The sequence below is a fragment of the Nocardioides endophyticus genome (assembly GCF_039543845.1).
Taxonomy (GTDB): Bacteria; Actinomycetota; Actinomycetes; order Propionibacteriales; family Nocardioidaceae; genus Nocardioides; species Nocardioides endophyticus.
Genome location: NZ_BAABKN010000005.1, coordinates 68478 through 88052 on the forward strand (window position 1 = coordinate 68478; position 19575 = coordinate 88052).

Here is a 19575-nt window from a genome sequence, read left to right on the forward strand (position 1 = left end):
ATCGCGCATCCGGGACACGGCCCACGTCGGTCAGCGGCGTGTGCTGAGCCCGTACCCGTAGCGGTAGAGCGGGTCGTACGACGCGTCGCCGACGTTGATCGGCTCCTGCGCGACCGTGCGCGGCCAGGTCACCGGCAGCTTCCCGATGAACGGGCTGCGGCCGTAGAGCACGTCGGCAACGCCGCCACCCTCACTGCCCGGCAGCCAGGACGCCACCAGCGCGTCGATCTGGTTGAGCAGTCCGGGCGGGACGATCAACGGGCGTCCGGAGACGACCAGGACCGTGCACGACGTCGTGCGCGCGCAGACCGTCCGGATCGCCTGCTTGTCAGCCTCGCTGATCTCCATCGTCTGCTTCTGCCGCGGCTGCCCGTTGTCACCGGGGTCGTAGGCCCACTGCGGGCCGCCGACGTCGCCGAAGCCCTCGGCGTACGGCGTCTCGCCGACCACCACGACGCCGACCGCCTTGCGCGGGACGCGCTCGGTGGCCTTCTCGCTGTAGACGACGTCACCCTTCGCGGCCCGCTCGATGCCGTCCAAGACCGTCTGGCCGGGGATCACGTTGGTCGAGCCGCCCTGCCAGGTCAGCGTCCAGCCACCGGCTTGGTTGCCGATGTTGTCGGCGTTGCTGCCGGCGACGTACACCTTGTCCTTCGCCCTGAGCGGGAGCGTCGCCTGCTTGTTGCGCAGCAGCACCTGACTCTCGGCGACCGCCCGGCGGGCGACGGCACGGTGCGCCTTGCTGCCGACCTGGTCGAGGTTGGACCGGTCGGTGAGCGGGTGCTCGAAGAGGCCGAGGTCGAACTTCGCCTTGAGGATCCGGGCCACGGCGTCGTCGATGCGGCTCATCGGCACCTCGCCCGTGCCGACGAGATCCGTCAGCGTCGGGATGAACACGTCCCAGCCGTTGGGGTTGTTGGGCGCCTGGATCGGCTCCATGAACATGTCCACGCCGGCCAGCACCGACGCCTTCACCTGGGCGCGGTAGTCGCCGGGCAGCTGCCGGATCGCTCGCCAGTCCGAGATGACGAAGCCCTTGAAGTGCTGCTGGTTCTTGAGCCAGCCGGTGATCAGCTGCTTGTTGGCGTGCATCTTCACGGCGTCGGCGGTGGACCCGCCGTTGAAGTCCGTGCTCGAGAACGACGGCATGACCGAGCCGACCCGGTGCTTCTTGACCGCCGGGACGTACGGCGAGAGCGCCAGCTTGTCGAACTCCTTGCGCGACACCCGGGCGATCCCCTGGTCGATCGGGTAGGCGCCGGTGCCGGCCGCGGACTCGTCGTACGTCGTGAGCCCGTCGCCCGCGAAGTGCTTGGCGCTCGCAAGCACGCGGTCGGCGTCGTCGAGCTGGCCGGGCCGGCCCTGGAGCCCGTCGATGACGGTCTCCATCGACTTCACCAGCCGCGGCGTCTCGCCGAAGCTCTCGTAGGTGCGGCCCCAGCGGTCATCGCGAGCCACGCAGATGCACGGCGCGAACGCCCACTGGGGGCCGGACGCTCGGGTCTCCTCCGCCGTGATGTGGCCGATCCTCTCCACGAGCTTGGGGTCGCGGGTGGCGCCCAGGCCGATGTTGTGCGGGAAGACCGTCGCGCCCTGCAGGTTGCCGTGGCCGTGCACGGAGTCGACGCCGTAGATCAGCGGGATGCCGAGGCGCGTGTCGAGCGCCGCCTCCTGGTAGCGGTCGACCATGTCGGCCCAGGCCTCGGGCGTGTTGTCGCTCGGGACCGAACCGCCGCCGGACAGCACGCTGCCGAGGGCGTTGGCGGTGATCAGGGACGGGTCGGCGTCGACGTCGATCCGCTCGGCCTGGGTCATCTGGCCGATCTTCTCCGCGAGCGTCATCCGCCCGAGCAGGTCGGTGACGCGTTGGGCGGTGGGCAGGTCCGGGTCCTGGTAAGGGAGGGCCTCATCACCCGCTGCGGGTGGGGTGGCCTGGAGGAGGGCGACGGCGAGAGCGCCGCTCGCGAGTGCGGCGAGCACCGAGGCTCGCCGTCGTGCGGGATTGCGGGACATGTGGGTCTCCTTGCCGAGATCAAGGGAGTGACCCTCGTCACGTTAGGAATGGTCGTTCGTCCGGGTCAATGCGGAAAGATCGCGAGTGACGCTCTTTTTTGTGCACCTTCCGGACGAACAGATCTAGGCTCGCGCCATGGTGACCGCAGGAGCGCTGGAGCGGCTGCGCGACGGCAACCGGCGCGCGATCACGAGCCTGCTGGCCAACGAGGGGCCGATGAGCCGGGCCGACCTGGCCCGCGGCACCGGGCTCTCCCGGACCACGATCTCGAGCCTGGTCACCGACCTGATCGGCAGCGGCGACATCGTCGAGACGGCCGACCGCGGCCGTCCCCACAAGGGCGGCAGCGGGCGCCCACCACACCTGGTCGCGCTGAGCGTCCCGCGGGGCGCGGTCGCCGGCGTCGACATCGGCCACGGGCACGTCCGGGTGGCGGTGGCCGACCGCAGCGGTGTCGTGCTCGCGGAGGAGATCGACACCCTCGACGTCGATGAACACGGCGTCGCTGCGCTCGACCGGGCCGCCGGGATGGTCCGCGACGGGCTCGCCACGGCCAGGGTGGAGCGCAGCGACCTGCACGCCGTCGGGATGTGCGTGCCGGCGCCCCTGGACCGGCGCTCGGCGCGGATCCGCACCGGGATCATGCCCGGCTGGCGGCACCTCTCCCCCGGCGACGAACTGCAACGGCGCCTCGACGTCCCGACCTTCGCCGACAACGACGCCAACCTCGGCGCCCTCGCCGAGCTCGGCCGCGGCGCCGCCCGCGGGCTCACCGACGTGCTCTACGTGAAGGTCGCCAGTGGCCTCGGCGCCGGCGTCGTGCTCGGCGGGCGCCTGCACCGCGGCGCGACCGGCATCGCCGGGGAGATCGGCCATGTCCAGGTCGGCGAGGACGGCCAGGTCTGCCGCTGCGGCAACCGCGGCTGCCTCGAGACCGTCGTCTCGGCGCCCCGGCTGGTGGCGCTGCTGCAGCCGGCGTACGACGAGGAGCTGACGGTCGAGAGCGTCCTCGAGCTCGACGCGGACGGCGACGCCGGCCGCTCCGTCGGACGCGCCCTCGCGGACCTCTGCAACAGCCTCAACCCCGAGGCCGTCGTGCTGGGCGGGTCGCTCGGCACGTCGGCTTCACTCGCGGCCGGCGTCCGCGCCGCGGTCGACCGCTACGCGCAGCCCGATACCGCAGCCGCGGTCCGGGTGGTCGCCGGCGAGCTCGGCGACCGCGCCGAGGTCCTCGGCGCGGTGTCCCTCGCCATGGCGAAGGTCGCTCCCTAGACGAGGGCCGGCTCCCGCTCGGCGACCGAGGGCGCCAGGGCGGCCCGGAGGCGCCGCTGGGCCAGCGAGACCAGGACCAGGGCGCAGGCCATGGCCGACACGGTCACCGCGAACGCCGCGGTGTAGCCGTGCTGGTCGGCGAGCCGGCCGGCGATGGTCGAGCCGACGGCGTACCCGAGCCCGGTGGCGCTGGCGAGGACCGTCATCGCCGTGGCGACGCGGCCCGGCGTGACGACCCGCTCGGCGAGCGTGAAGACGCCGATCATGAACGGCGCCACGGCGCAGCCGAGCACTGCGACGGCGGCGATCAGGCCGAGGAGGCCGTCGACGAACAGCAGCGGGACCGAGAGCACCAGAAGGGCGCCGGCCGCGACCAGGATGCGCCGCTCCGGGCCGATCCGCTCCGGGATGAACGCCGTCGCGATGCCGGCGAGCGCGCTGCCCAGGCCGAGCATGGCGTGCACGAGGCCGGCGAGACCCGGCTGACCGACCTCGGTGGCGAGCACCGTGGTGCCGGTCTGGGTGGCGCCGAAGAGGGTGCCGATGAGCAGCTGTGCGCCGACCAGCACGAGCAGGACCGGGGTCACCAACCGGCCGGTGGGCAGGGAGGCTCCGTCGCCGCGCACCTTGCGCGCGGTCGGGTGCAGCGCGAACGCCGTACCGAAGGCCGCGAGCATGGCAGCCGCGAGCAGCAGTGCGCCGCTCGGCGAGATCGCGACGACCCCGAGGCCGACCACCGCCGGACCGACGGCGAAGGAGGCCTCATCGGCGGCACCTTCGTAGGAGAACGCGACGTCGACGAGCCGTCGCTGCTGGGCACCCGTGCGGGCCGTGATCGGCCGCCAACGGACCCGGGCCAGCGGCCCGACCTGCGGCATCGTGAGACCGGCCAGCGCGGCCGCTCCGACGACGGCCAGGTCCGCGGCCCCACCGTGGACGAGCGCGACGAGCAGGGTCAGTGAGGCGGCGCCGGCGAGCGACTGCACGAGCACGACGTGGCGCTGCCCGAGCCGGTCCGCGAGGGAGCCGGCGAACGGTGCGCCGACCGCGTTGGCGACGGCCAGCGCTCCGGCGGACAGGCCGCCGAGGCCGTAGCTGCCGGTGGCGCCGGAGACGAGGAGGAGGGTGCCGAGCTGGCTCATCGCGAGCGGGAGCCGGGCGAAGAACGCGACCACGACGTACGTCGTGCCCGCGAGCTCGAAGAGTCTGCGGTAGGAGGCGAGGGGCGACACAGGGGTGCCTTTCGGGTGCGTCTGGACGACGCGCCGAACCCACCTCCAAGACGCGTGAAACCCTCTGCCCCGCCATCGTACGGCGACCGACGCCGGGGCCTCAATTCGACGCGCGGCAACCCACTTGCGCTTCCGGTACTCAGCGCTACTATGTACCAGTAGTCACTGTCACTGAGTAGTGAAGGAGGTGGTGCCCGATGGGCAAGCAGGTCACGGAGATGCTCAAGGGAACGCTGGAGGGGATCGTGCTCGCGATCCTCGCCGGCCGGCCGGCGTACGGCTACGAGATCACGTCCTGGCTGCGCGACCAGGGCTTCACCGACATCGCCGAGGGGACCGTCTACGCGCTGCTGGTCCGGATCGAGCAGCGCGGCCTCGTCGACGTCGAGAAGGTCCCCTCCGAGAAGGGGCCGCCGCGCAAGGTCTACTCCCTCAACGCTCAGGGAGAGGCGCACCTCGCAGAGTTCTGGAGGACCTGGAGCTTCCTCTCGGAACGTATCGAACAGCTCCACCAAGGAGAGAAGTAGTCATGGCAGCGAAGTGGATCGAGACCCTGACCGGCTCGCTCGAGCAGAAGAAGCAGTACAAGCGGGCCAAGGCACGCCTCGACGCGCTGCCCGAGCCGTATCTGACGGCGGGGAACGCCGTCAACCGCTACCTCCTGTACTACGGGGGTGTCACCGAGGGCGACACGATGGTGCGGATGCTCGTCGACCTGGCCGACCTCTGGGAGCGCGCCGCCGTCGACGGCACACTCGTCGTCGAGATCGTCGGCGACGACCCCGTCGACTTCGCCGAGACGTTCGCCCAGGCCTACGGCGGCAAGCGGTGGATCGACAAGGAGCGTGCGCGCCTGGTCAAGGAGATCGACCGCGTCACCGGAGAGGACACCCCGTGACGACGACCCACACGTCTCCCGCAATCCGGGTGCAGGGCATCGAGAAGTCGTACGGCGACCTGCACGTGCTGCGCGGGGTCGACCTCGACGTCGCGCCGGGCAGCATCTTCGCGTTGCTGGGCTCCAACGGCGCGGGGAAGACGACGCTCGTCAAGATCCTGTCGACGCTGCTCAGGGCGGACGCGGGAGCGGCCAGCATCGAGGGCTTCGACATCGCGACGCAGCCGGCCGACGTACGGGGGTCGATCAGCCTCACCGGGCAGTTCGCGGCCGTGGACGAGGTCCTCACCGGCCGCGAGAACCTGGTGCTGGTGGCCCGGCTGCGCCACCTGAAGGGCGCCGGTCGGATCGCCGACGAGCTGCTCGCCCGGTTCCAGCTCACGGACGCCGCCGGGCGCCGGGTGGCGACGTACTCCGGAGGGATGCGGCGCCGCCTCGACATCGCCATGAGCCTCATCGGGAACCCGCCGGCGATCTTCCTCGACGAACCGACCACCGGCCTCGACCCGCAGTCGCGCGCCGAGGTGTGGTCCTGCGTCAAGGAGCTCGCCGAGCAGGGCACCACCGTGCTGCTCACCACGCAGTACCTCGACGAGGCCGAGCACCTCGCCGACCGGATCGCGATCCTCCACGAGGGACGGATCATCGCCAACGGCACGCTCGATGAGCTGAAGCGGCTGCTGCCGCCCGCCACGGTCGAGTACGTCGAGAAGCAGCCCACCTTGGAGGAGATCTTCCTCGCCGTCATCGAAGGAGCAGCCGAATGACCACGTACTTCGTCGAAGACACCACGGTCCTGCTGGGCCGGTCCATGCGCCACATCACGCGCAGCCTGGACACGATCATCACCGTCACGATCACGCCGATCGCCCTGATGCTGATGTTCGTCTACGTCTTCGGCGGCGCAATCGACACCGGATCGGTCCCGTACGTCGACTACCTGCTGCCCGGCATCCTGCTGATCACGATCGTGATGGGCACCTCCTACACCGCCTTCCGGCTCTTCACCGACCTGCAGAGCGGCGTCTTCGAGCGTTTCCAGTCGATGCCGATCGCGCGGTCCAGCGTGCTCTGGGCACACGTGCTGACCTCGGTCGTCTCCAACCTGATCTCGGTCGCGATCGTCGTCCTCGTCGCGATGCTCATGGGCTTCCGCTCGTCGGCGAGCGTCCTGGCCTGGCTCGCCGTCGCCGGGATCCTGACCCTCTTCACCCTGGCGGTCACCTGGATCGCCGTCATCGCCGGGCTCTCCGCGAAGACCGTGGATGGCGTCAGCGCCTTCTCCTACCCCCTGGTCTTCCTGCCGTTCGTGAGCTCGGCGTTCGTGCTCACAGACACCATGCCCGGCCCGGTGCGGGCGTTCGCCGAGCACCAGCCGGTGACGTCGATCGTCAACACGATCCGCGACCTGCTCGCCCAGCAGCCGGTCGGCTCCGACATCTGGGTCGCCCTCGCCTGGTGCGCCGGGATCATGGTCGTCGCGTACGCCGCCGCGATGGCGACGTACCGCCGCCGCATCAGCTGAGCTGGTCGAGCAGCCAGGACGGGCTCAGGGCCTGGGCGCCCACTCCCCCGACCCGCGCCTGCAGGAACCGGTCGGCCGTCACGACGACCACCCGGTCACCACGCTCCGCGGCCGCGCGGGCCTGCTCGACGATCGTCTCGTCGCCGGAGCCCTTCGCGTGCACGGTGCGCACGTGGCCGTCCCGACCGGCCTTGACGCCGCCCTTGGCCTGGCCCTCGAGGACCAGCACCACCTCGTCGTACGGCGTGTCCGCGACCATCAGCGCCTCGTGCAGCCGGCGGGCCGCTCCCGCACGGTCCTTCCACCAGCCGTCCGGGCGGCTGCCCACGACGTTGGCGCCGTCGACGATGAGGGTGGTCACCGCTGCTTCTCGTCTCACTGGGTTTCGATGCGCCCGTCGCGTCGGCTCGCGAGCTCGCCGGCGCGGGGCTTACTCAACCTCGTCGCCCGACGCCGCCCGCTCGCTTCGCTCGCGGCCGACTGGGCGCTTGATCACTTCAGGTACTTGGAGAAGTCCTTGGGCAGGTTGAGCGCGGCGGCGGCCTTCTCGTAGTCGACCGGCTCGTCACCAGCAGGGGCGCCGAAGGGGTTGGCGGGGTTGGCAGCGGCCTTCGCCTTGGCCGCGGCGGCCTCCTGGGCGGCCTTGGCCGGGTTGCCGGAGCGCTTCGCGCCCTTGCCCTTCTTCTGCTGCGGTTTGGCCTTCGAGCTCTTGCCGCCACCCATGCCGGGCATGCCGGGCATCCCGGGGATGCCGCCGCCCTTGGCCATCGACTGCATCATCTTGCGCGCCTCGAAGAAGCGGTCGACGAGCTGGTTGACGTCAGAGACCTGACGACCGGAGCCCTTGGCGATGCGGAGCCGGCGGGAGCCGTCGATGATCTTCGGGTTGGCTCGCTCGGCCGGGGTCATCGACTGGATGACGGCCTGGATGCGGTCGATCTCGCGCTCGTCGAAGTTCTCGAGCTGGTCGCGGAACTGGCCCATCCCGGGCAGCATCCCCATGATCTTCGACATCGAGCCGAGCTTGCGGACCTGCTGCATCTGCTCGAGGAAGTCGTCGAGGGTGAACTCGCCGCCCTGGCCGGTCAGCTTGGCCGCGGCCTTGGCCGCCTGGTCGGCGTCGAAGGTCTTCTCGGCCTGCTCGATCAAGGTGAGCATGTCGCCCATGTCGAGGATGCGCGAGGCCATCCGGTCGGGGTGGAAGAGGTCGAAGTCGGTCATCTTCTCGCCGTTGGAGGCGAACATGACCGGCTTGCCGGTGATCGAGGCGATCGACAGCGCCGCACCACCACGGGCGTCACCGTCGAGCTTGGTGAGCACGACGCCGTCGTACCCGACCCCGTCGAGGAAGGCCTGCGCCGTGGTGACCGCGTCCTGACCGATCATCGCGTCGACGACGAAGAGCACCTCGTCGGGCTGGACGGCGTCGCGGATGTCCGCGGCCTGCTTCATCATCTCGGCGTCGACACCGAGGCGCCCGGCCGTGTCGACGATGACGACGTCGTGCAGGGTGCGCTTGGCCTCCTCGATCGCGTCGCGCGCGACCGTGACCGGGTTGCCGACACCGTTGCCCGGCTCGGGGGCGAAGACCTTGACGCCGACCCGCTCACCGTTGACCTGGAGCTGGTTGACGGCGTTGGGGCGCTGCAGGTCGGCGGCGACCAGGAGCGGGCTCTTGCCCTGCTCCTTGAGCCACAGCGCCAGCTTGGCGGCCAGCGTCGTCTTGCCCGCGCCCTGGAGGCCGGCGAGCATGATGACGGTCGGGCCGTTCTTGGCGTAGCGCAGCCGGCGGGTCTCGCCGCCGAGGATGTTGACGAGCTCCTCGTCGACGATCTTGACGACCTGCTGGGCGGGGTTCAGCGCGCCGCTGACCTCCTCGCCGCGCGCCCGCTCCTTGACCGCGCCCACGAACTCCTTGACCACCGGCAGGGCGACGTCCGCCTCCAGCAGCGCGATGCGGATCTCGCGCGCGGTGGCGTCGATGTCGGCCTCGGAGAGGCGCCCCTTCCCGCGAAGGTTCTTGAAGGTGTCGGCGAGCCGGTCGGAGAGTGTGGCGAACAAGTCGTGGTCCTACTCGTGATCCTGAGTGTCAGAGACAGGGTGCCAACTCTAACCGGCACGCCCTGGTACGCCGTACGCTGGCGGCATGGTCATCCTGGCGGTCATCGTCGCATCGTTGCTGCTGCTCGGCGTCATCGTCTGGCTGGGCACCAGGATGGTCGCCCACCCCGACCCGAACGCGGTCTCCGCCGGCGGCTCGATGGGCACCGGGCTGGGCGTGTTCGACCCGGGCGCGGCCCGGGCTCGTGAGGACATCGACGACCACAAGAACCAGACCGAGGTCGTGCCCACCCCGGACGAGGACGACAGCCTCCCGGGATGGAAGGTCGACCTGCACCGCGGGACCGTCAAGATCCCCCGGTCCGAGTAACGGTCACCTGGCCGGTTCAGTGACCGGCTGGGCGAGCGCCGCCCGGACGGCGTGCGCCGCCTCGGAGGCCCGCTGGTCGCTGAGCACCCCCGCGTGCGCCTCCTGCAGGTAGAAGACGTCGACCGCCTGCGGCCCGAGCGTGTCGACGTGCGCTGAGCGGACGGCGATGTCGAGGTCGGCGAGCGCCGCGCAGGCCAGGTAGACGACGCCCGGCCGGTCGCCCGTGCGGACCTCCAGGACGGTGGCGTGCGACGACGCCTCGGGGCGTACGGCGACCGTCGGCTCGAGCTCGTCGGTCGACGCGGCCCGGCGCAGCCGCTGCGCCGCCTCGAGCCGGCCGGCCACGACGGCCTCGTAGCGCGTCCGCAGCACCGCCGCGTCGAGGTCGGGTACGCCGACCTCCCAGACCGAGACGCCGTACTGCTCCTGCGCCCAGGCCCGTGCCGCGCGCACCGGGATCCGCTGCAGCGCGAACATCGCCGCGAAGTCGGCCAACAGGCCGACCCGGTCGGGAGCGATGACCGTGACGCGGGTGCCGTCGGTGTCGTGCTCGACGGTGATGGCGGCGGAGCCCCGGCGTACTTCCTTGGGGATCTCCACGTCGTCGGTGACGATCGGCGGCAGCGCGACGCCGGAGTCGAGTGCCGCCCGGGCACGCCGGGCCAGGTCGCGGATCAGGCCGGCCCGCCACGCCGACCAGGCCTTGGGCGAGGTCGCCTTGGCGTCCGCCTCGGAGAGCGCGAGCAGCAGGTCGAGGGCCTCGGCGGTCTCCAGGCGCTGGGTGATCAGCTCCACCGTGGCGGGGTCGTCCGGGTCGCGGGTGGTCGCGGTCTCGGCGAGCACCAGGTGCCAGCGGACCAGCCGGGCGATCAGGTCGACGGCGTCGGGGGCGAACCCCATCCGGGTGGCGACCTCGCGGGCGATCGGCTCGCCGGCCACGCTGTGCTCGGTGAGGCTCCCCTTGCCGATGTCGTGCAGGAGTGCGGCGACCATCAGCACGTCGGGCCGGGCGACCTGCCGGATCAGCGCCGACGCCTCGATGCAGGTCTCGACGACGTGCCGGTCGACGGTGAAGCGATGGATCGCGGAAGCGTGCGGCAGCATCCTGATCCGGTCCCACTCGGGCAGCGCCCGACTGAGGGCGCCGGTCTCCTCGAGGGTCTCCCACACGCCGAGCAGGCCGCGCCCGGACGCGAGCAGGCGCACCAGCAGCTGGCGCGCCTCGGTGGGCCACGGGGTCGGCAGCGCGACGCCCTCGCGCGCGAGGCGGGCCGCGGTCGCGGGGGCCAGGACGACGTCGTGCTCCGCCGCGGCGGTCGCCGCGCGCAGGAGCAGGACCGGGTCCTCGGCGGGCTTGGCCGTGCGGTCCAGCACCACCTCGCCGTTGGCGAGGGCGACCCCGGGGGCCAACGGGGTCAGGTCGGGCCGCCGAGCGCGCTGGTTGGGCGCGGGCCGGGCCAGCGCGGCATCGACCCGGCGCCAGGTCAGGTGCGAGAGGTGGGTGATCCGACGACCGAGCTCGCGCACGTGGACCTGGGCGGCCCGCGCGTCAGCGAGCCCGAGCGCGTGTCCGAGGTCGCTCCACTGCTCGGGGTTGATCCGGTCGGTCGGACGTCCGGCGTTGTCCTGGAGCGCGTCGCGCACGTCGAGCATCGTCAGGCGGACCCGCTCCAGCTCGACGTGGGGCACGTCGACCATCCAGGTCGCCACCAGCGCCTTGAGCACGGTGGCGTCGCGCAGGCCGCCCTCGGCCTCCTTGATGTCGGGCACCGACAGATGGGCGACCTCGCCGATCGACTCGTGGCGCGCCCACACCATCTCCTTGAGCGCCGGCAGCCGCTCCTTCGCCGTACGCCGCCAGCTGGCGAGCATCGTCGTGCGTAGGCGCAGCGTCAGGTTCGGGTCGCCGGCGAGGTGGCGTACGTCGAGCAGGCCGAGCGCGACCTTCAGGTCGGCGTCGGCGGCGCCGACCATCTCCGGCATCGTGCGCACGGAGTGGTCGAGCTTGGCCCCCGAGTCCCACAGCGGGTACCAGACCTTCTCCGCCACCGACCTGACGTCGACCCCCTCGTCCGAGACGAGGACGACGTCGAGGTCGGAGTACGGCGCCAGCTCGCTGCGCCCGTAGCCACCGACGGCCACCAGCGCGGCCCCCGACTCCGGACCGCCACTATCGGCGTACGCCGTGGTGCAGAGCGCGTCGGCCTCGGTCGTACGCCGAGCTCTGTCTGCGGAGGTCACTCGGAGTCCCTGCGGCGGTTTTCGTCGGCGGAGCGTCGCTTCGGGGTCCTCGCGGACTTGTGGCGGAGGAGCGAAGCGGAGGAGCCGGAAGTCCGTGGGGTGAAGCGTTGCTGGGGAGACGAAAAAGGTCGTGGGGTGATCAGAGCGCTGCCTCTCCTTGGTCACCGGTGCGCACGCGCAGCACCGACTCGACGTGGGTGACCCACACCTTGCCGTCGCCGATCTTGCCGGTCCGCGCCGCCGCGGCGATCGCGTCGACGATGGCCGCCGCGTCCTCGTCGGCGGCGACGATCTCGATCCGGATCTTCGGCACCAGGGCGATGTCGTACTCCGCACCGCGGTAGACCTCGGTGTGACCCTTCTGCCGGCCGTAGCCGCTGACCTCGCTGACGGTCATCCCGGTGACCCCGGCTGCCTCGATCGCGGCGCGGGTGTCCTCCCACTTGTGGGGCTTGATGACGGCGGTGACGAGCTTCACGAGACCTCCTGGGGTCGGGTGGTGCGTAGACCGATCAAAGCACCGGCCCGGCTCCCCGCCGGGGAGCCGGGCCGGACTGCACCTCAGGGATCAGATCGCGGCCGAGTCGCGGTCGCCGGTGCGGACCCGCACCACCGTGTCGACCGGGCTGACCCAGACCTTGCCGTCGCCGATCCGACCGGTCTGCGCGGTCTTCACCACGATGCCGACCACGTCCTCGGCGTCCTCGTCGTCGACGACGATCTCGATGCGGATCTTCGGGACCAGCGCGATGTCGTACTCCGCGCCGCGGTAGACCTCGGTGTGGCCCTTCTGCCGGCCGTAGCCGCTGACCTCGCTGACGGTCATGCCGGTGACGCCGAAGGTCTCCAGCGCCTCCCGCACGTCCTCCCACTTGTGCGGCTTGATCACCGCAGTCACGAGCTTCATGCCTGTGCTCCTTCCGAAACGGGGGCCGTGCTGGCCGCGAGGACCCCGGACGTGTTGCCACCCAGGCTGCCGGTGTGCAGGTCGTACGCCGCCTCGCCGTGGGCGGCGAGGTCGATGCCGCCGACCTCGTCGTCCTCGCTGATGCGCAGGCCGAGTGTGTACTTGATCGCCAGGCCGATGACCGTGGTCACGATGCCGGAGTACAGGACCGCCACCACGACACCCAGCGACTGGTCTCCCAGGGAGCTGAAGCCACCGCCGTAGAAGAGTCCGTCGATCCCGCCGGCACCGGCCGATGTCGAGAAGAACCCGATCAGCACAGTGCCGATGACGCCGCCGACCAGGTGGACGCCCACCACGTCGAGCGAGTCGTCGTAGCCGAGCTTGAACTTCCAGCCCACGGCCCAGGCGCAGACCGCACCAGCGATGGCGCCGATCGCGACGGCACCCCCGATGTCGACGGCACCGGCGGCCGGGGTGATGGCGACCAGGCCCGCGACGATGCCGGACGCGGCGCCGAGCGAGGTGGCCTTCTTGTGGACCAGTCGCTCGATGATCAGCCAGCCGAGGATGGCCGCCATCGCGGCGAGCGTGGTGTTGGCGAAGGTGCGCCCGGTCTCCGAGAAGAACTGCGCCATGTTCTGCTCGTCGGTGTCACCGGTGAAGACGATCGAGCCGACGTTGAAGCCGTACCAGCCGAGCCACAGCATGCCCGCACCGAGCATGGTGAGGGTCAGGTTGTGCGGGCGCATCTTGTCCTTCGGCCAGCCGATGCGCTTGCCGAGGAGCAGGACGAGGACCAGCGCGGCGACACCGGCGTTGATGTGGACCGCGGTGCCACCGGCGTAGTCCTGGGCGCCGATGCGACCGCAGATGAGCGAGTCCTCGGTGCAGCTGAAGACCATGTGCGCCATCGGGAAGTAGCACAGGATGGCCCAGATCGGCACGAAGACCACCCAGGCGGAGAACTTCAGGCGGTCGGCGACAGCGCCGCTGATGAGGGCGACGGTGATGATCGCGAAGGTCATCTGGAACATGACACCGATGTAGCTGTCGGTGCTGACACCGTCGAGCCAGAACAGCTCGAACGGGTTGGCGAAGAACGTGCCGTCGCCGCCGAAGCCCATCGACCAGCCGACCGCCACGTACACGATGCCGACGATCGCTGCTGCGATGTACGACATCATGATCATGTTCAGCACGGACTTCGACCGGGACATGCCGCCGTAGAAAAGTGCCAGCGCGGGCACGGTCATCATCAAGACCAACGCCGTCGCGATGAGCATGAAGGCGTAATAGCCGTCCACAGAACCTCCAGGGATCACAACTGAGGAGGGCGGGAACGGCGACGACCGCACTGTCGGCTCCGGGGTTCCGCCCCATTGCCAGACACCTTCGAAGCCAGAGGTTTCGACCTGCGTTGTCGCGTGTTGCGGTCAGGAAACGAGATCCCCGACTTTGTTACTTCGGTGTTACGACCGCTCTGCGGAGGTTTGGTCAGCCCAGGAGGGCATCGACGAACGCACCGGGCTCGAACGGAGCCAGATCGTCGGCGCCCTCGCCGAGACCGACGAGCTTGACGGGTACGCCGAGCTCGCGCTGCACCTGCACGACGATGCCGCCCTTGGCGGAGCCGTCGAGCTTGGTGAGGACGATGCCGGTGACGTCGGCGACCTCACTGAAGACGCGGGCCTGGATCAGGCCGTTCTGGCCCGTGGTGGCGTCGAGCACGAGCAGCACCTCGGTCACTGGCGCCTGCTTCTCGATCACCCGCTTGACCTTGCCGAGCTCGTCCATCAGGCCCGCCTTGTTCTGCAGGCGCCCGGCGGTGTCGATGATGACGGTGTCCGCGTCGGTGTCGACGCCCTCCTTGACGGCCTCGAACGCGACGCTCGCCGGGTCCGTGCCCTCCGGGCCGCGGACGACGTCGACGCCGACCCGCTCACCCCAGGTGGCCAGCTGCTCGACCGCGGCCGCGCGGAAGGTGTCGGCAGCGCCGAGCACGACCTTGCGGTCCTCGGCGACCAGGATGCGCGAGAGCTTGCCGACGGTGGTGGTCTTGCCGGAGCCGTTGACGCCGACGACCAGCACGATGCCCGGCTTGCCGTCGGACCCGCTGACCTGGAGCCGACGGTCCATCCCGGCGTCCACGAGCGTCATCAGCTCCTCGCGCAGGACGGCTCGGACATCTTCGCCGCCGCCCTCGACCCGGAGCCGGGTGCGAAGTCTCTCGACCAGCTCCTGGGTCGGCGCAACGCCGACGTCCGCGGTGATGAGGGTGTCCTCGATCGACTCCCAGGTGTCCTCGTCGAGACGGTCCCGGGAGAGCAGGGCGAGCAGGCCGCGGCCCAGGCCGCTCTGGGTGCCGGCGAGGCGCTGGCGCAGCCGCACCAGGCGGGACGCCGTGCCCTCGGGCTTCTCCAGCGTCGGAGTGACCTCGACGGGCACCTCGACCGCGGGTTCGGCGACATCGGCGTCGCTCGGCGGTGGTACTACGACGTCCGGCGTCGGCGCCGGAGGCGCGGCCGGCGGCGTACGGCGGCCACGGCCGACGACGAGTCCGACAACGAGTGCGACGGCGAGGACCGCGATCGCGACGACGAGATACAGCCAGTCACCCATGGCTCAATCCAACCAGAGCCCGACCAGAGCCCGGTCAGCGGCGGCGGTCCGACTCCTCGTACTCACCCGTGAGGTCGAAGAGCCGCTCGTCCTCCTCCTCGATCAGCGGGGCGGCGTCGGCCGCCTTCGCCATCGCCTCACCGAGCCACGGGGTGGCGGGCATCCGCTCGCCGCGGTGGGGGTAGGCGACATACACCGCCACCAGACCGGCCAGGACCAGGATCAGAGCCATCACGACCACGATGGGGACCACGCGCGTACCTCCCGAGAGAACCGACAGCCAGACGACTACCCGATCCCCCACGGTGCCACACCGGGCACGGCTACTCGGAACCGCCGCGCAGCAACGGTGCGACTGCGGCCCGGATCACGTCGGGCATCGGCGTGACCGTGCGAGACGGGTCGGTGTTGTCGACGTACACGTGCACGAACCGCCCCTCGGCGGCCGCCTCGTCCCCCGGGCCCTGGAAGAGGCCGATCCGGTAGATGATGCTCGAGGTGCCGACCTTGTCGACGACCAGCCCGGTCTCGATCGGGGCCGGGAAGCCGAGCTCGCGGAAGTAGCGGCACGACGTCTCGGCGACCACCCCGATCTGCGGCAGCTTGCGGACGTCGACACCCGTGGCCTCGTAGAGGTGCGCGTTGACCGCGGTGTCGAAGAGCTCGTAGTAGGTCGCGTTGTTGAGGTGCCCGTAGGCGTCGTCGTCGCGCCAACGGGTCGTGACGGTCCGCCACGCCACGTACTCCGTCCGCTTCGGTGCAGACCGCATGGGTGGTCCCTGCTCTCGTTCGGCCCTCAGGCCGATTCCGCCTCACGCAGCCGCTGGCTGATCACCGCGGAGACGCCGTCACCGCGCATAGTCACGCCGTACAGCGCGTCGCCGACCTCCATCGTGCGCTTCTGGTGGGTGATGACGAGCAGCTGCGAGTTCTCGCGGAGCTCCTCGTAGATCTCCAGCAGGCGACCGAGGTTGGTGTCGTCGAGCGCTGCCTCGACCTCGTCGAGGATGTAGAACGGCGACGGGCGGGCCTTGAACAGCGCGACCAGGAAGCAGACCGCGACCAGCGAGCGCTCACCACCGGAGAGCAGCGAGAGCCGCTTGACCTTCTTGCCGGCCGGACGGGCCTCGACCTCGATGCCGGTGTTGAGCATGTCGTCGGGGGTCGTCAGCACCAGGCGACCCTCGCCGCCCGGGAACAGCCGCGAGAACGTCGAGTCGAAGGCCCGGCTGACGTCGGCGTACGCCTCGGTGAAGACCTGCTCGACGCGGGAGTCGACCTCGCGCACGATGTCGAGGAGGTCCTTACGGGTCTGCTTGAGGTCCTCGAGCTGCTCGGTGAGGAACTTGTGCCGCTCCTCCATCGCGGAGAACTCCTCGAGCGCCAGCGGGTTGACCCGGCCGAGCTCACGAAGGGAGCGCTCGGCGAGGCGCAGCCGCTTGGCCTGCTCCTCGCGGACGTACGGCGCGGGCTCGGGCATCTCCTCCCCCTCGGCGACCTCACCGCTGAAGGGGATGAGCTGGTCCGGGCCGTAGTCGGCGACCAGGCCGTCGCCGTCGAGGCCGAGCTCCTCCAGAGCGCGCTCCTCGAGCTGCTCGATGCGCATCCGCTGCTGGGTGCGAGCCATCTCGTCGCGGTGCACCGAGTTGACCAGCTCGTCGTGCTCCTTGCCGAGGTCACGCAGGGCGGCGCGCACGTCGCGCAGCTCCTGCTCCCGACCGCTGCGGGACTGCTCGACCGAGGTGCGTGCCTGGGCTGCCTGGTGGACGGAGACCTCCAGGCGGCTCAGCACGTAGCTGACCGCGGTGCCGACGGCCTCGGCGGCGCGACCCTCGCGGATCAGCCGCTCGCGGCGCTCGGCGGCACGGGCACGGGCGTCGCGCTCCTTCTCGGCGGCGCGCAGCAGGGAGTCGGCGCGGCCGTGCATCGCCCGGGAGCGCTCCTCCGAGGTCCGCAGCGCGAGCCGGGCGTCCATCTCGCCCTGCCGAGCGGCCCGGGCCGCCTCGGTGAGCTGTTCGCGGACGGTCGTGTCGGGCTCGGCCTCGGGTGCGTCCTCAGCGGCGGCGAGCCGGGTCTCGAGGTCGGCGAGCCCGGCGACCGCCTGGACGCGGGCCTCCTCGGCCTTCTCGATCGCCTGGGTGAGCCGCTCCGCCTCGCCACGGGCCGCGCGGGCCTGGGACCCGTACTGCCCGAGCTCCTCGGCGACGGCGGCCAGGGTGGCGTCGGACTCGTGCAGCTTGGCCAGGGCGACGTCGACCCGCTTGCGCGCCTCGAGCCGCTCGCTCTCCAGGCGGGACATGTCGAAGCCCAGCCGCTCCGAGGAGGCGATGGCCTCGGCGAGCTGCTCGGCGGCCTCGTCGACGGCTGCCTGGATCTCGATCAGGCTCGGCTGGCTGCTGGAGCCGCCGGACGCGAAGTGGGTGCCGATCAGGTCGCCCTCACGCGTCACCGCGGTGACGTCGGGCAGGGCAGCGACCAGCGCACGCGCGGCGTCGAGGTCGTCCACGACGGCGACCTTGGCCAGCAGCCGGGTCAGCGCCGGGCGGACGGTGTCGGGGCACTCGACCGCGTCGGCGGCGTACGTCGCTCCCGCGGGCAGACTCGGCCAATCCTGGGCCGAGTCCTGCGGCTGCACGGGCCCGCCTCCGAGCAGCATCCCGGCGCGGCCGAGGTCGGCGACCTTGAGGTGGTCGATCGCGCGGACCGCGGCGTCGGCGTCGGCGACGGCCACCGCGTCGGCTGCGGAGCCGAGCGCCTGGGCGATCGCGGTCTCGAAGCCGGCGCGGACGGTGACCAGCGCGGCGACCGAGCCGAGCAGACCCGAGATCTCGTCGTTGGCGGCGAGCAGGGCGCCAGCGCCGTCCTTGCGGTTGAGGCCGAGCTCGAGCGCGTCCTTGCGGGCGGCCAGGCCGGTGCGGTCACGGTCGGCCTGCAGGGCCTCGTCGCGGGCCTTGGCGAGGCGGTCCTCGATGTCGTCGAGGGCGTTGGTCGCCGCCTCGTGCTCAGCGTCGAGCCCCTCCTCGCCGGCGTCGAGACCCGCGACCCGGGTCTCGAGCGAGGTGAAGTCGCGCTGGGCACGGTCGGCGCGGGCCACCGCCTCCTCGCGGGCCAGACCGAGACGGCCGACCTCCTCGTCGGCGGCCGTCGCGCGCGAGCGCAGCGTGTTGACCTGGCCGTGCAGCCGGGCCAGTCCCTCGCGGCGGTCGGCGGCGGCACGCTGGAGCGCGACGATCTTGCGCTCCTCCTCGGCGGCGGCTTCCTCAGCCGCGCGGCGGGCGGTGACGGCCGCCTCCAGCGCGAGCCGGTGGCCCTCGACCTCGGCGGTGATCCGCTGCTCCTGCTCACGGACCTGCGCTGCTTCGGCCTCGAGCTGCTCGGGGTCGCGCCCGGAGCGCTCCTCCTCGACGTCGGCGGTGCCGGCGGCGTTGCGGATCCGCTCTGCGGCCAGCGACTGGGTGCCCCGCAGGCGCTCGCGGAGGCCGGACAGCGCGAACCAGGTCTCCTGCGCCCGGGCGAGCGCCGGCAGGTCCTCGCGCAGGGCGGTCTCGAGGACCCCCTCGTGCTCCCGGCCCCGGGCGACCTCGGCCTCGACCTGCTCGCGGCGCGCCACGAGGATCGACTCGTCGGCCATCTCCTGCTGCAGCGACGAGCGCGCGGTCATCAGGTCGTCGGCCAGCAGGCGTGCCCGCGCGTCGCGGACGTCGGCCTGGACGGTCTGCGCACGACGCGCGACCTCGGCCTGGCGACCAAGCGGCTTGAGCTGGCGCCGGATCTCGACCAGGAGGTCGTTGAGCCGGGTCAGGTTGCCCTCGGTGGAGTCGAGCTTGCGGAGCGCCTTCTCCTTGCGCTTGCGGTGCTTGAGGACGCCGGCGGCCTCCTCGATGAAGCCGCGGCGGTCCTCGGGGGTCGCGTGCAGGATCGTGTCGAGCTGGCCCTGCCCGACGATGACGTGCATCTCGCGGCCGATGCCGGAGTCGGAGAGCAGTTCCTGCACGTCGAGCAGCCGACATGAGTTGCCGTTGATGGCGTACTCGGAGCCGCCGCTGCGGAACATCGTCCGGGTGATCGTGACCTCGGAGTACTCGATCGGCAGAGCACCGTCGGAGTTGTCGATGGTGAGCACGACCTCGGCTCGGCCGAGCGGCGGCCGCCCGGACGTGCCGGCGAAGATGACGTCCTCCATCTTGCCGCCGCGCAGCGACTTGGCGCCCTGCTCACCCATCACCCAGGCGAGCGCGTCGACGACGTTCGACTTGCCGGACCCGTTGGGACCCACGATGCAGGTGATCCCGGGCTCGAGCTGGAGGGTGGTCGCCGAGGCGAAGGACTTGAACCCCTTGAGGGTCAGGCTCTTCAGGTACAACGTGCGGCTCCCAGCTCATCGGTATCGAGGTACTGATACGAACGCTGCATCCTCGCAGCCGGCCGTGGGG

Annotated in this window: 18 protein-coding genes; 6 read left to right on the top strand and 12 right to left on the bottom strand. The window is 71.2% G+C overall.

Annotated elements, in window-relative coordinates:
• Window positions 1-30 precede the first annotated feature (30 nt).
• Window positions 31-2013 carry a glycoside hydrolase family 3 protein gene (locus tag ABEA33_RS02610; protein WP_345525001.1) on the bottom strand — a complete coding sequence of 661 codons (1983 nt, stop codon included), beginning with the start codon at window positions 2011-2013 and terminating at the stop codon, window positions 31-33.
• 136 nt (window positions 2014-2149) lie between these two features.
• On the opposite strand from ABEA33_RS02610, the gene ABEA33_RS02615 reads away from it, so the two are divergent.
• Window positions 2150-3286, top strand: coding sequence for an ROK family transcriptional regulator (locus ABEA33_RS02615; protein WP_345525002.1), 1137 nt, complete (start codon window positions 2150-2152; stop codon window positions 3284-3286).
• On the opposite strand, the gene ABEA33_RS02620 is transcribed toward ABEA33_RS02615, so the two are convergent.
• The gene (locus tag ABEA33_RS02620; RefSeq protein ID WP_345525003.1) at window positions 3283-4518 is read right to left on the bottom strand and encodes an MFS transporter; all 1236 of its coding nucleotides are present in this window, start codon (window positions 4516-4518) and stop codon (window positions 3283-3285) included. The genes ABEA33_RS02615 and ABEA33_RS02620 overlap by 4 nt on opposite strands.
• A 197-nt stretch (window positions 4519-4715) precedes the next feature.
• Between ABEA33_RS02620 and ABEA33_RS02625 the strand changes: the two genes are divergently transcribed.
• From ABEA33_RS02625 to ABEA33_RS02640, 4 genes are read left to right on the top strand one after another with little or no spacing between them, the layout of a single operon-like run.
• Entirely contained in the window at window positions 4716-5045 is a 330-nt protein-coding gene (locus ABEA33_RS02625; protein ID WP_345525004.1) for a PadR family transcriptional regulator, read from the top strand.
• A gap of 2 nt (window positions 5046-5047) precedes the next feature.
• Window positions 5048-5416, top strand: coding sequence for a DUF1048 domain-containing protein (locus ABEA33_RS02630; protein WP_345525005.1), 369 nt, complete (start codon window positions 5048-5050; stop codon window positions 5414-5416).
• Window positions 5413-6183: an ABC transporter ATP-binding protein gene (locus ABEA33_RS02635; protein ID WP_345525006.1), complete on the top strand. Its 771-nt coding sequence runs from the start codon at window positions 5413-5415 to the stop codon at window positions 6181-6183. Before ABEA33_RS02630 ends, ABEA33_RS02635 begins: the two co-directional genes overlap by 4 nt.
• Window positions 6180-6941 carry an ABC transporter permease gene (locus tag ABEA33_RS02640; protein ID WP_345525007.1) on the top strand — a complete coding sequence of 254 codons (762 nt, stop codon included), beginning with the start codon at window positions 6180-6182 and terminating at the stop codon, window positions 6939-6941. The genes ABEA33_RS02635 and ABEA33_RS02640 overlap by 4 nt, the downstream gene beginning before the upstream one ends.
• Here ABEA33_RS02640 and ABEA33_RS02645 read toward each other — a convergent pair.
• Both ABEA33_RS02645 and ffh read right to left on the bottom strand, forming a co-directional pair.
• A complete protein-coding gene (locus tag ABEA33_RS02645) occupies window positions 6934-7302 on the bottom strand; it encodes an NYN domain-containing protein (RefSeq protein WP_345525008.1) in 369 nt (122 codons plus the stop codon). The two genes, ABEA33_RS02640 and ABEA33_RS02645, sit on opposite strands and share 8 nt — an antisense overlap.
• 131 nt (window positions 7303-7433) lie before the next feature.
• The gene (ffh, locus tag ABEA33_RS02650; protein ID WP_345525009.1) at window positions 7434-9002 is read right to left on the bottom strand and encodes a signal recognition particle protein; all 1569 of its coding nucleotides are present in this window, start codon (window positions 9000-9002) and stop codon (window positions 7434-7436) included.
• An 85-nt stretch (window positions 9003-9087) separates the two neighbouring features.
• Here ffh and ABEA33_RS02655 point away from each other — a divergent pair, with 85 nt between their 5' ends.
• The gene (locus ABEA33_RS02655) at window positions 9088-9372 is read left to right on the top strand and encodes a hypothetical protein (RefSeq protein WP_345525010.1); all 285 of its coding nucleotides are present in this window, start codon (window positions 9088-9090) and stop codon (window positions 9370-9372) included.
• Window positions 9373-9375: 3 nt separating this feature from the next.
• Here ABEA33_RS02655 and ABEA33_RS02660 read toward each other — a convergent pair whose 3' ends face one another.
• The 8 genes from ABEA33_RS02660 to smc all read right to left on the bottom strand — a co-directional run bounded on the left by ABEA33_RS02660 (window position 9376) and on the right by smc (window position 19505).
• Window positions 9376-11778 carry a [protein-PII] uridylyltransferase gene (locus tag ABEA33_RS02660; RefSeq protein WP_345525011.1) on the bottom strand — a complete coding sequence of 801 codons (2403 nt, stop codon included), beginning with the start codon at window positions 11776-11778 and terminating at the stop codon, window positions 9376-9378.
• Entirely contained in the window at window positions 11753-12091 is a 339-nt protein-coding gene (locus tag ABEA33_RS02665) for a P-II family nitrogen regulator (protein WP_345525012.1), read from the bottom strand. The genes ABEA33_RS02660 and ABEA33_RS02665 overlap by 26 nt, the downstream gene beginning before the upstream one ends.
• Window positions 12092-12181: 90 nt before the next feature.
• Window positions 12182-12520: a P-II family nitrogen regulator gene (locus ABEA33_RS02670; RefSeq protein ID WP_345525013.1), complete on the bottom strand. Its 339-nt coding sequence runs from the start codon at window positions 12518-12520 to the stop codon at window positions 12182-12184.
• On the bottom strand, window positions 12517-13827 hold the full coding sequence (locus tag ABEA33_RS02675) for an ammonium transporter (protein ID WP_345525014.1): 1311 nt from the start codon (window positions 13825-13827) through the stop codon (window positions 12517-12519). Before ABEA33_RS02675 ends, ABEA33_RS02670 begins: the two co-directional genes overlap by 4 nt.
• Before the next feature lie 190 nt (window positions 13828-14017).
• On the bottom strand, window positions 14018-15142 hold the full coding sequence (gene ftsY / locus ABEA33_RS02680) for a signal recognition particle-docking protein FtsY (protein WP_345525015.1): 1125 nt from the start codon (window positions 15140-15142) through the stop codon (window positions 14018-14020).
• Window positions 15143-15176: 34 nt separating this feature from the next.
• Window positions 15177-15395, bottom strand: a complete 219-nt coding sequence (locus ABEA33_RS02685; protein ID WP_345525016.1) for a hypothetical protein — start codon at window positions 15393-15395, stop codon at window positions 15177-15179.
• Window positions 15396-15465: 70 nt separating this feature from the next.
• The gene (locus ABEA33_RS02690; protein WP_345525017.1) at window positions 15466-15912 is read right to left on the bottom strand and encodes an acyl-CoA thioesterase; all 447 of its coding nucleotides are present in this window, start codon (window positions 15910-15912) and stop codon (window positions 15466-15468) included.
• Between the two features lie 26 nt (window positions 15913-15938).
• Complete coding sequence (gene smc / locus ABEA33_RS02695) at window positions 15939-19505, bottom strand: chromosome segregation protein SMC (RefSeq protein WP_345525018.1); 3567 nt, start codon at window positions 19503-19505, stop codon at window positions 15939-15941.
• Window positions 19506-19575: the final 70 nt, after the last annotated feature.

Bases quoted from the DNA above. Each gene is read 5' to 3' on its own strand.
- ABEA33_RS02610 (WP_345525001.1), bottom strand. From the start codon at position 2,013: ATGTCCCGCAATCCCGCACGACGGCGAGCCTCGGTGCTCGCCGCACTC.
- ABEA33_RS02615 (WP_345525002.1), top strand. From the start codon at position 2,150: ATGGTGACCGCAGGAGCGCTGGAGCGGCTGCGCGACGGCAACCGGCGC.
- ABEA33_RS02625 (WP_345525004.1), top strand. From the start codon at position 4,716: ATGGGCAAGCAGGTCACGGAGATGCTCAAGGGAACGCTGGAGGGGATC.
- ABEA33_RS02630 (WP_345525005.1), top strand. From the start codon at position 5,048: ATGGCAGCGAAGTGGATCGAGACCCTGACCGGCTCGCTCGAGCAGAAG.
- ABEA33_RS02640 (WP_345525007.1), top strand. From the start codon at position 6,180: ATGACCACGTACTTCGTCGAAGACACCACGGTCCTGCTGGGCCGGTCC.
- ABEA33_RS02655 (WP_345525010.1), top strand. From the start codon at position 9,088: ATGGTCATCCTGGCGGTCATCGTCGCATCGTTGCTGCTGCTCGGCGTC.
- ABEA33_RS02670 (WP_345525013.1), bottom strand. From the start codon at position 12,520: ATGAAGCTCGTGACTGCGGTGATCAAGCCGCACAAGTGGGAGGACGTG.
- ftsY (WP_345525015.1), bottom strand. From the start codon at position 15,142: ATGGGTGACTGGCTGTATCTCGTCGTCGCGATCGCGGTCCTCGCCGTC.
- ABEA33_RS02690 (WP_345525017.1), bottom strand. From the start codon at position 15,912: ATGCGGTCTGCACCGAAGCGGACGGAGTACGTGGCGTGGCGGACCGTC.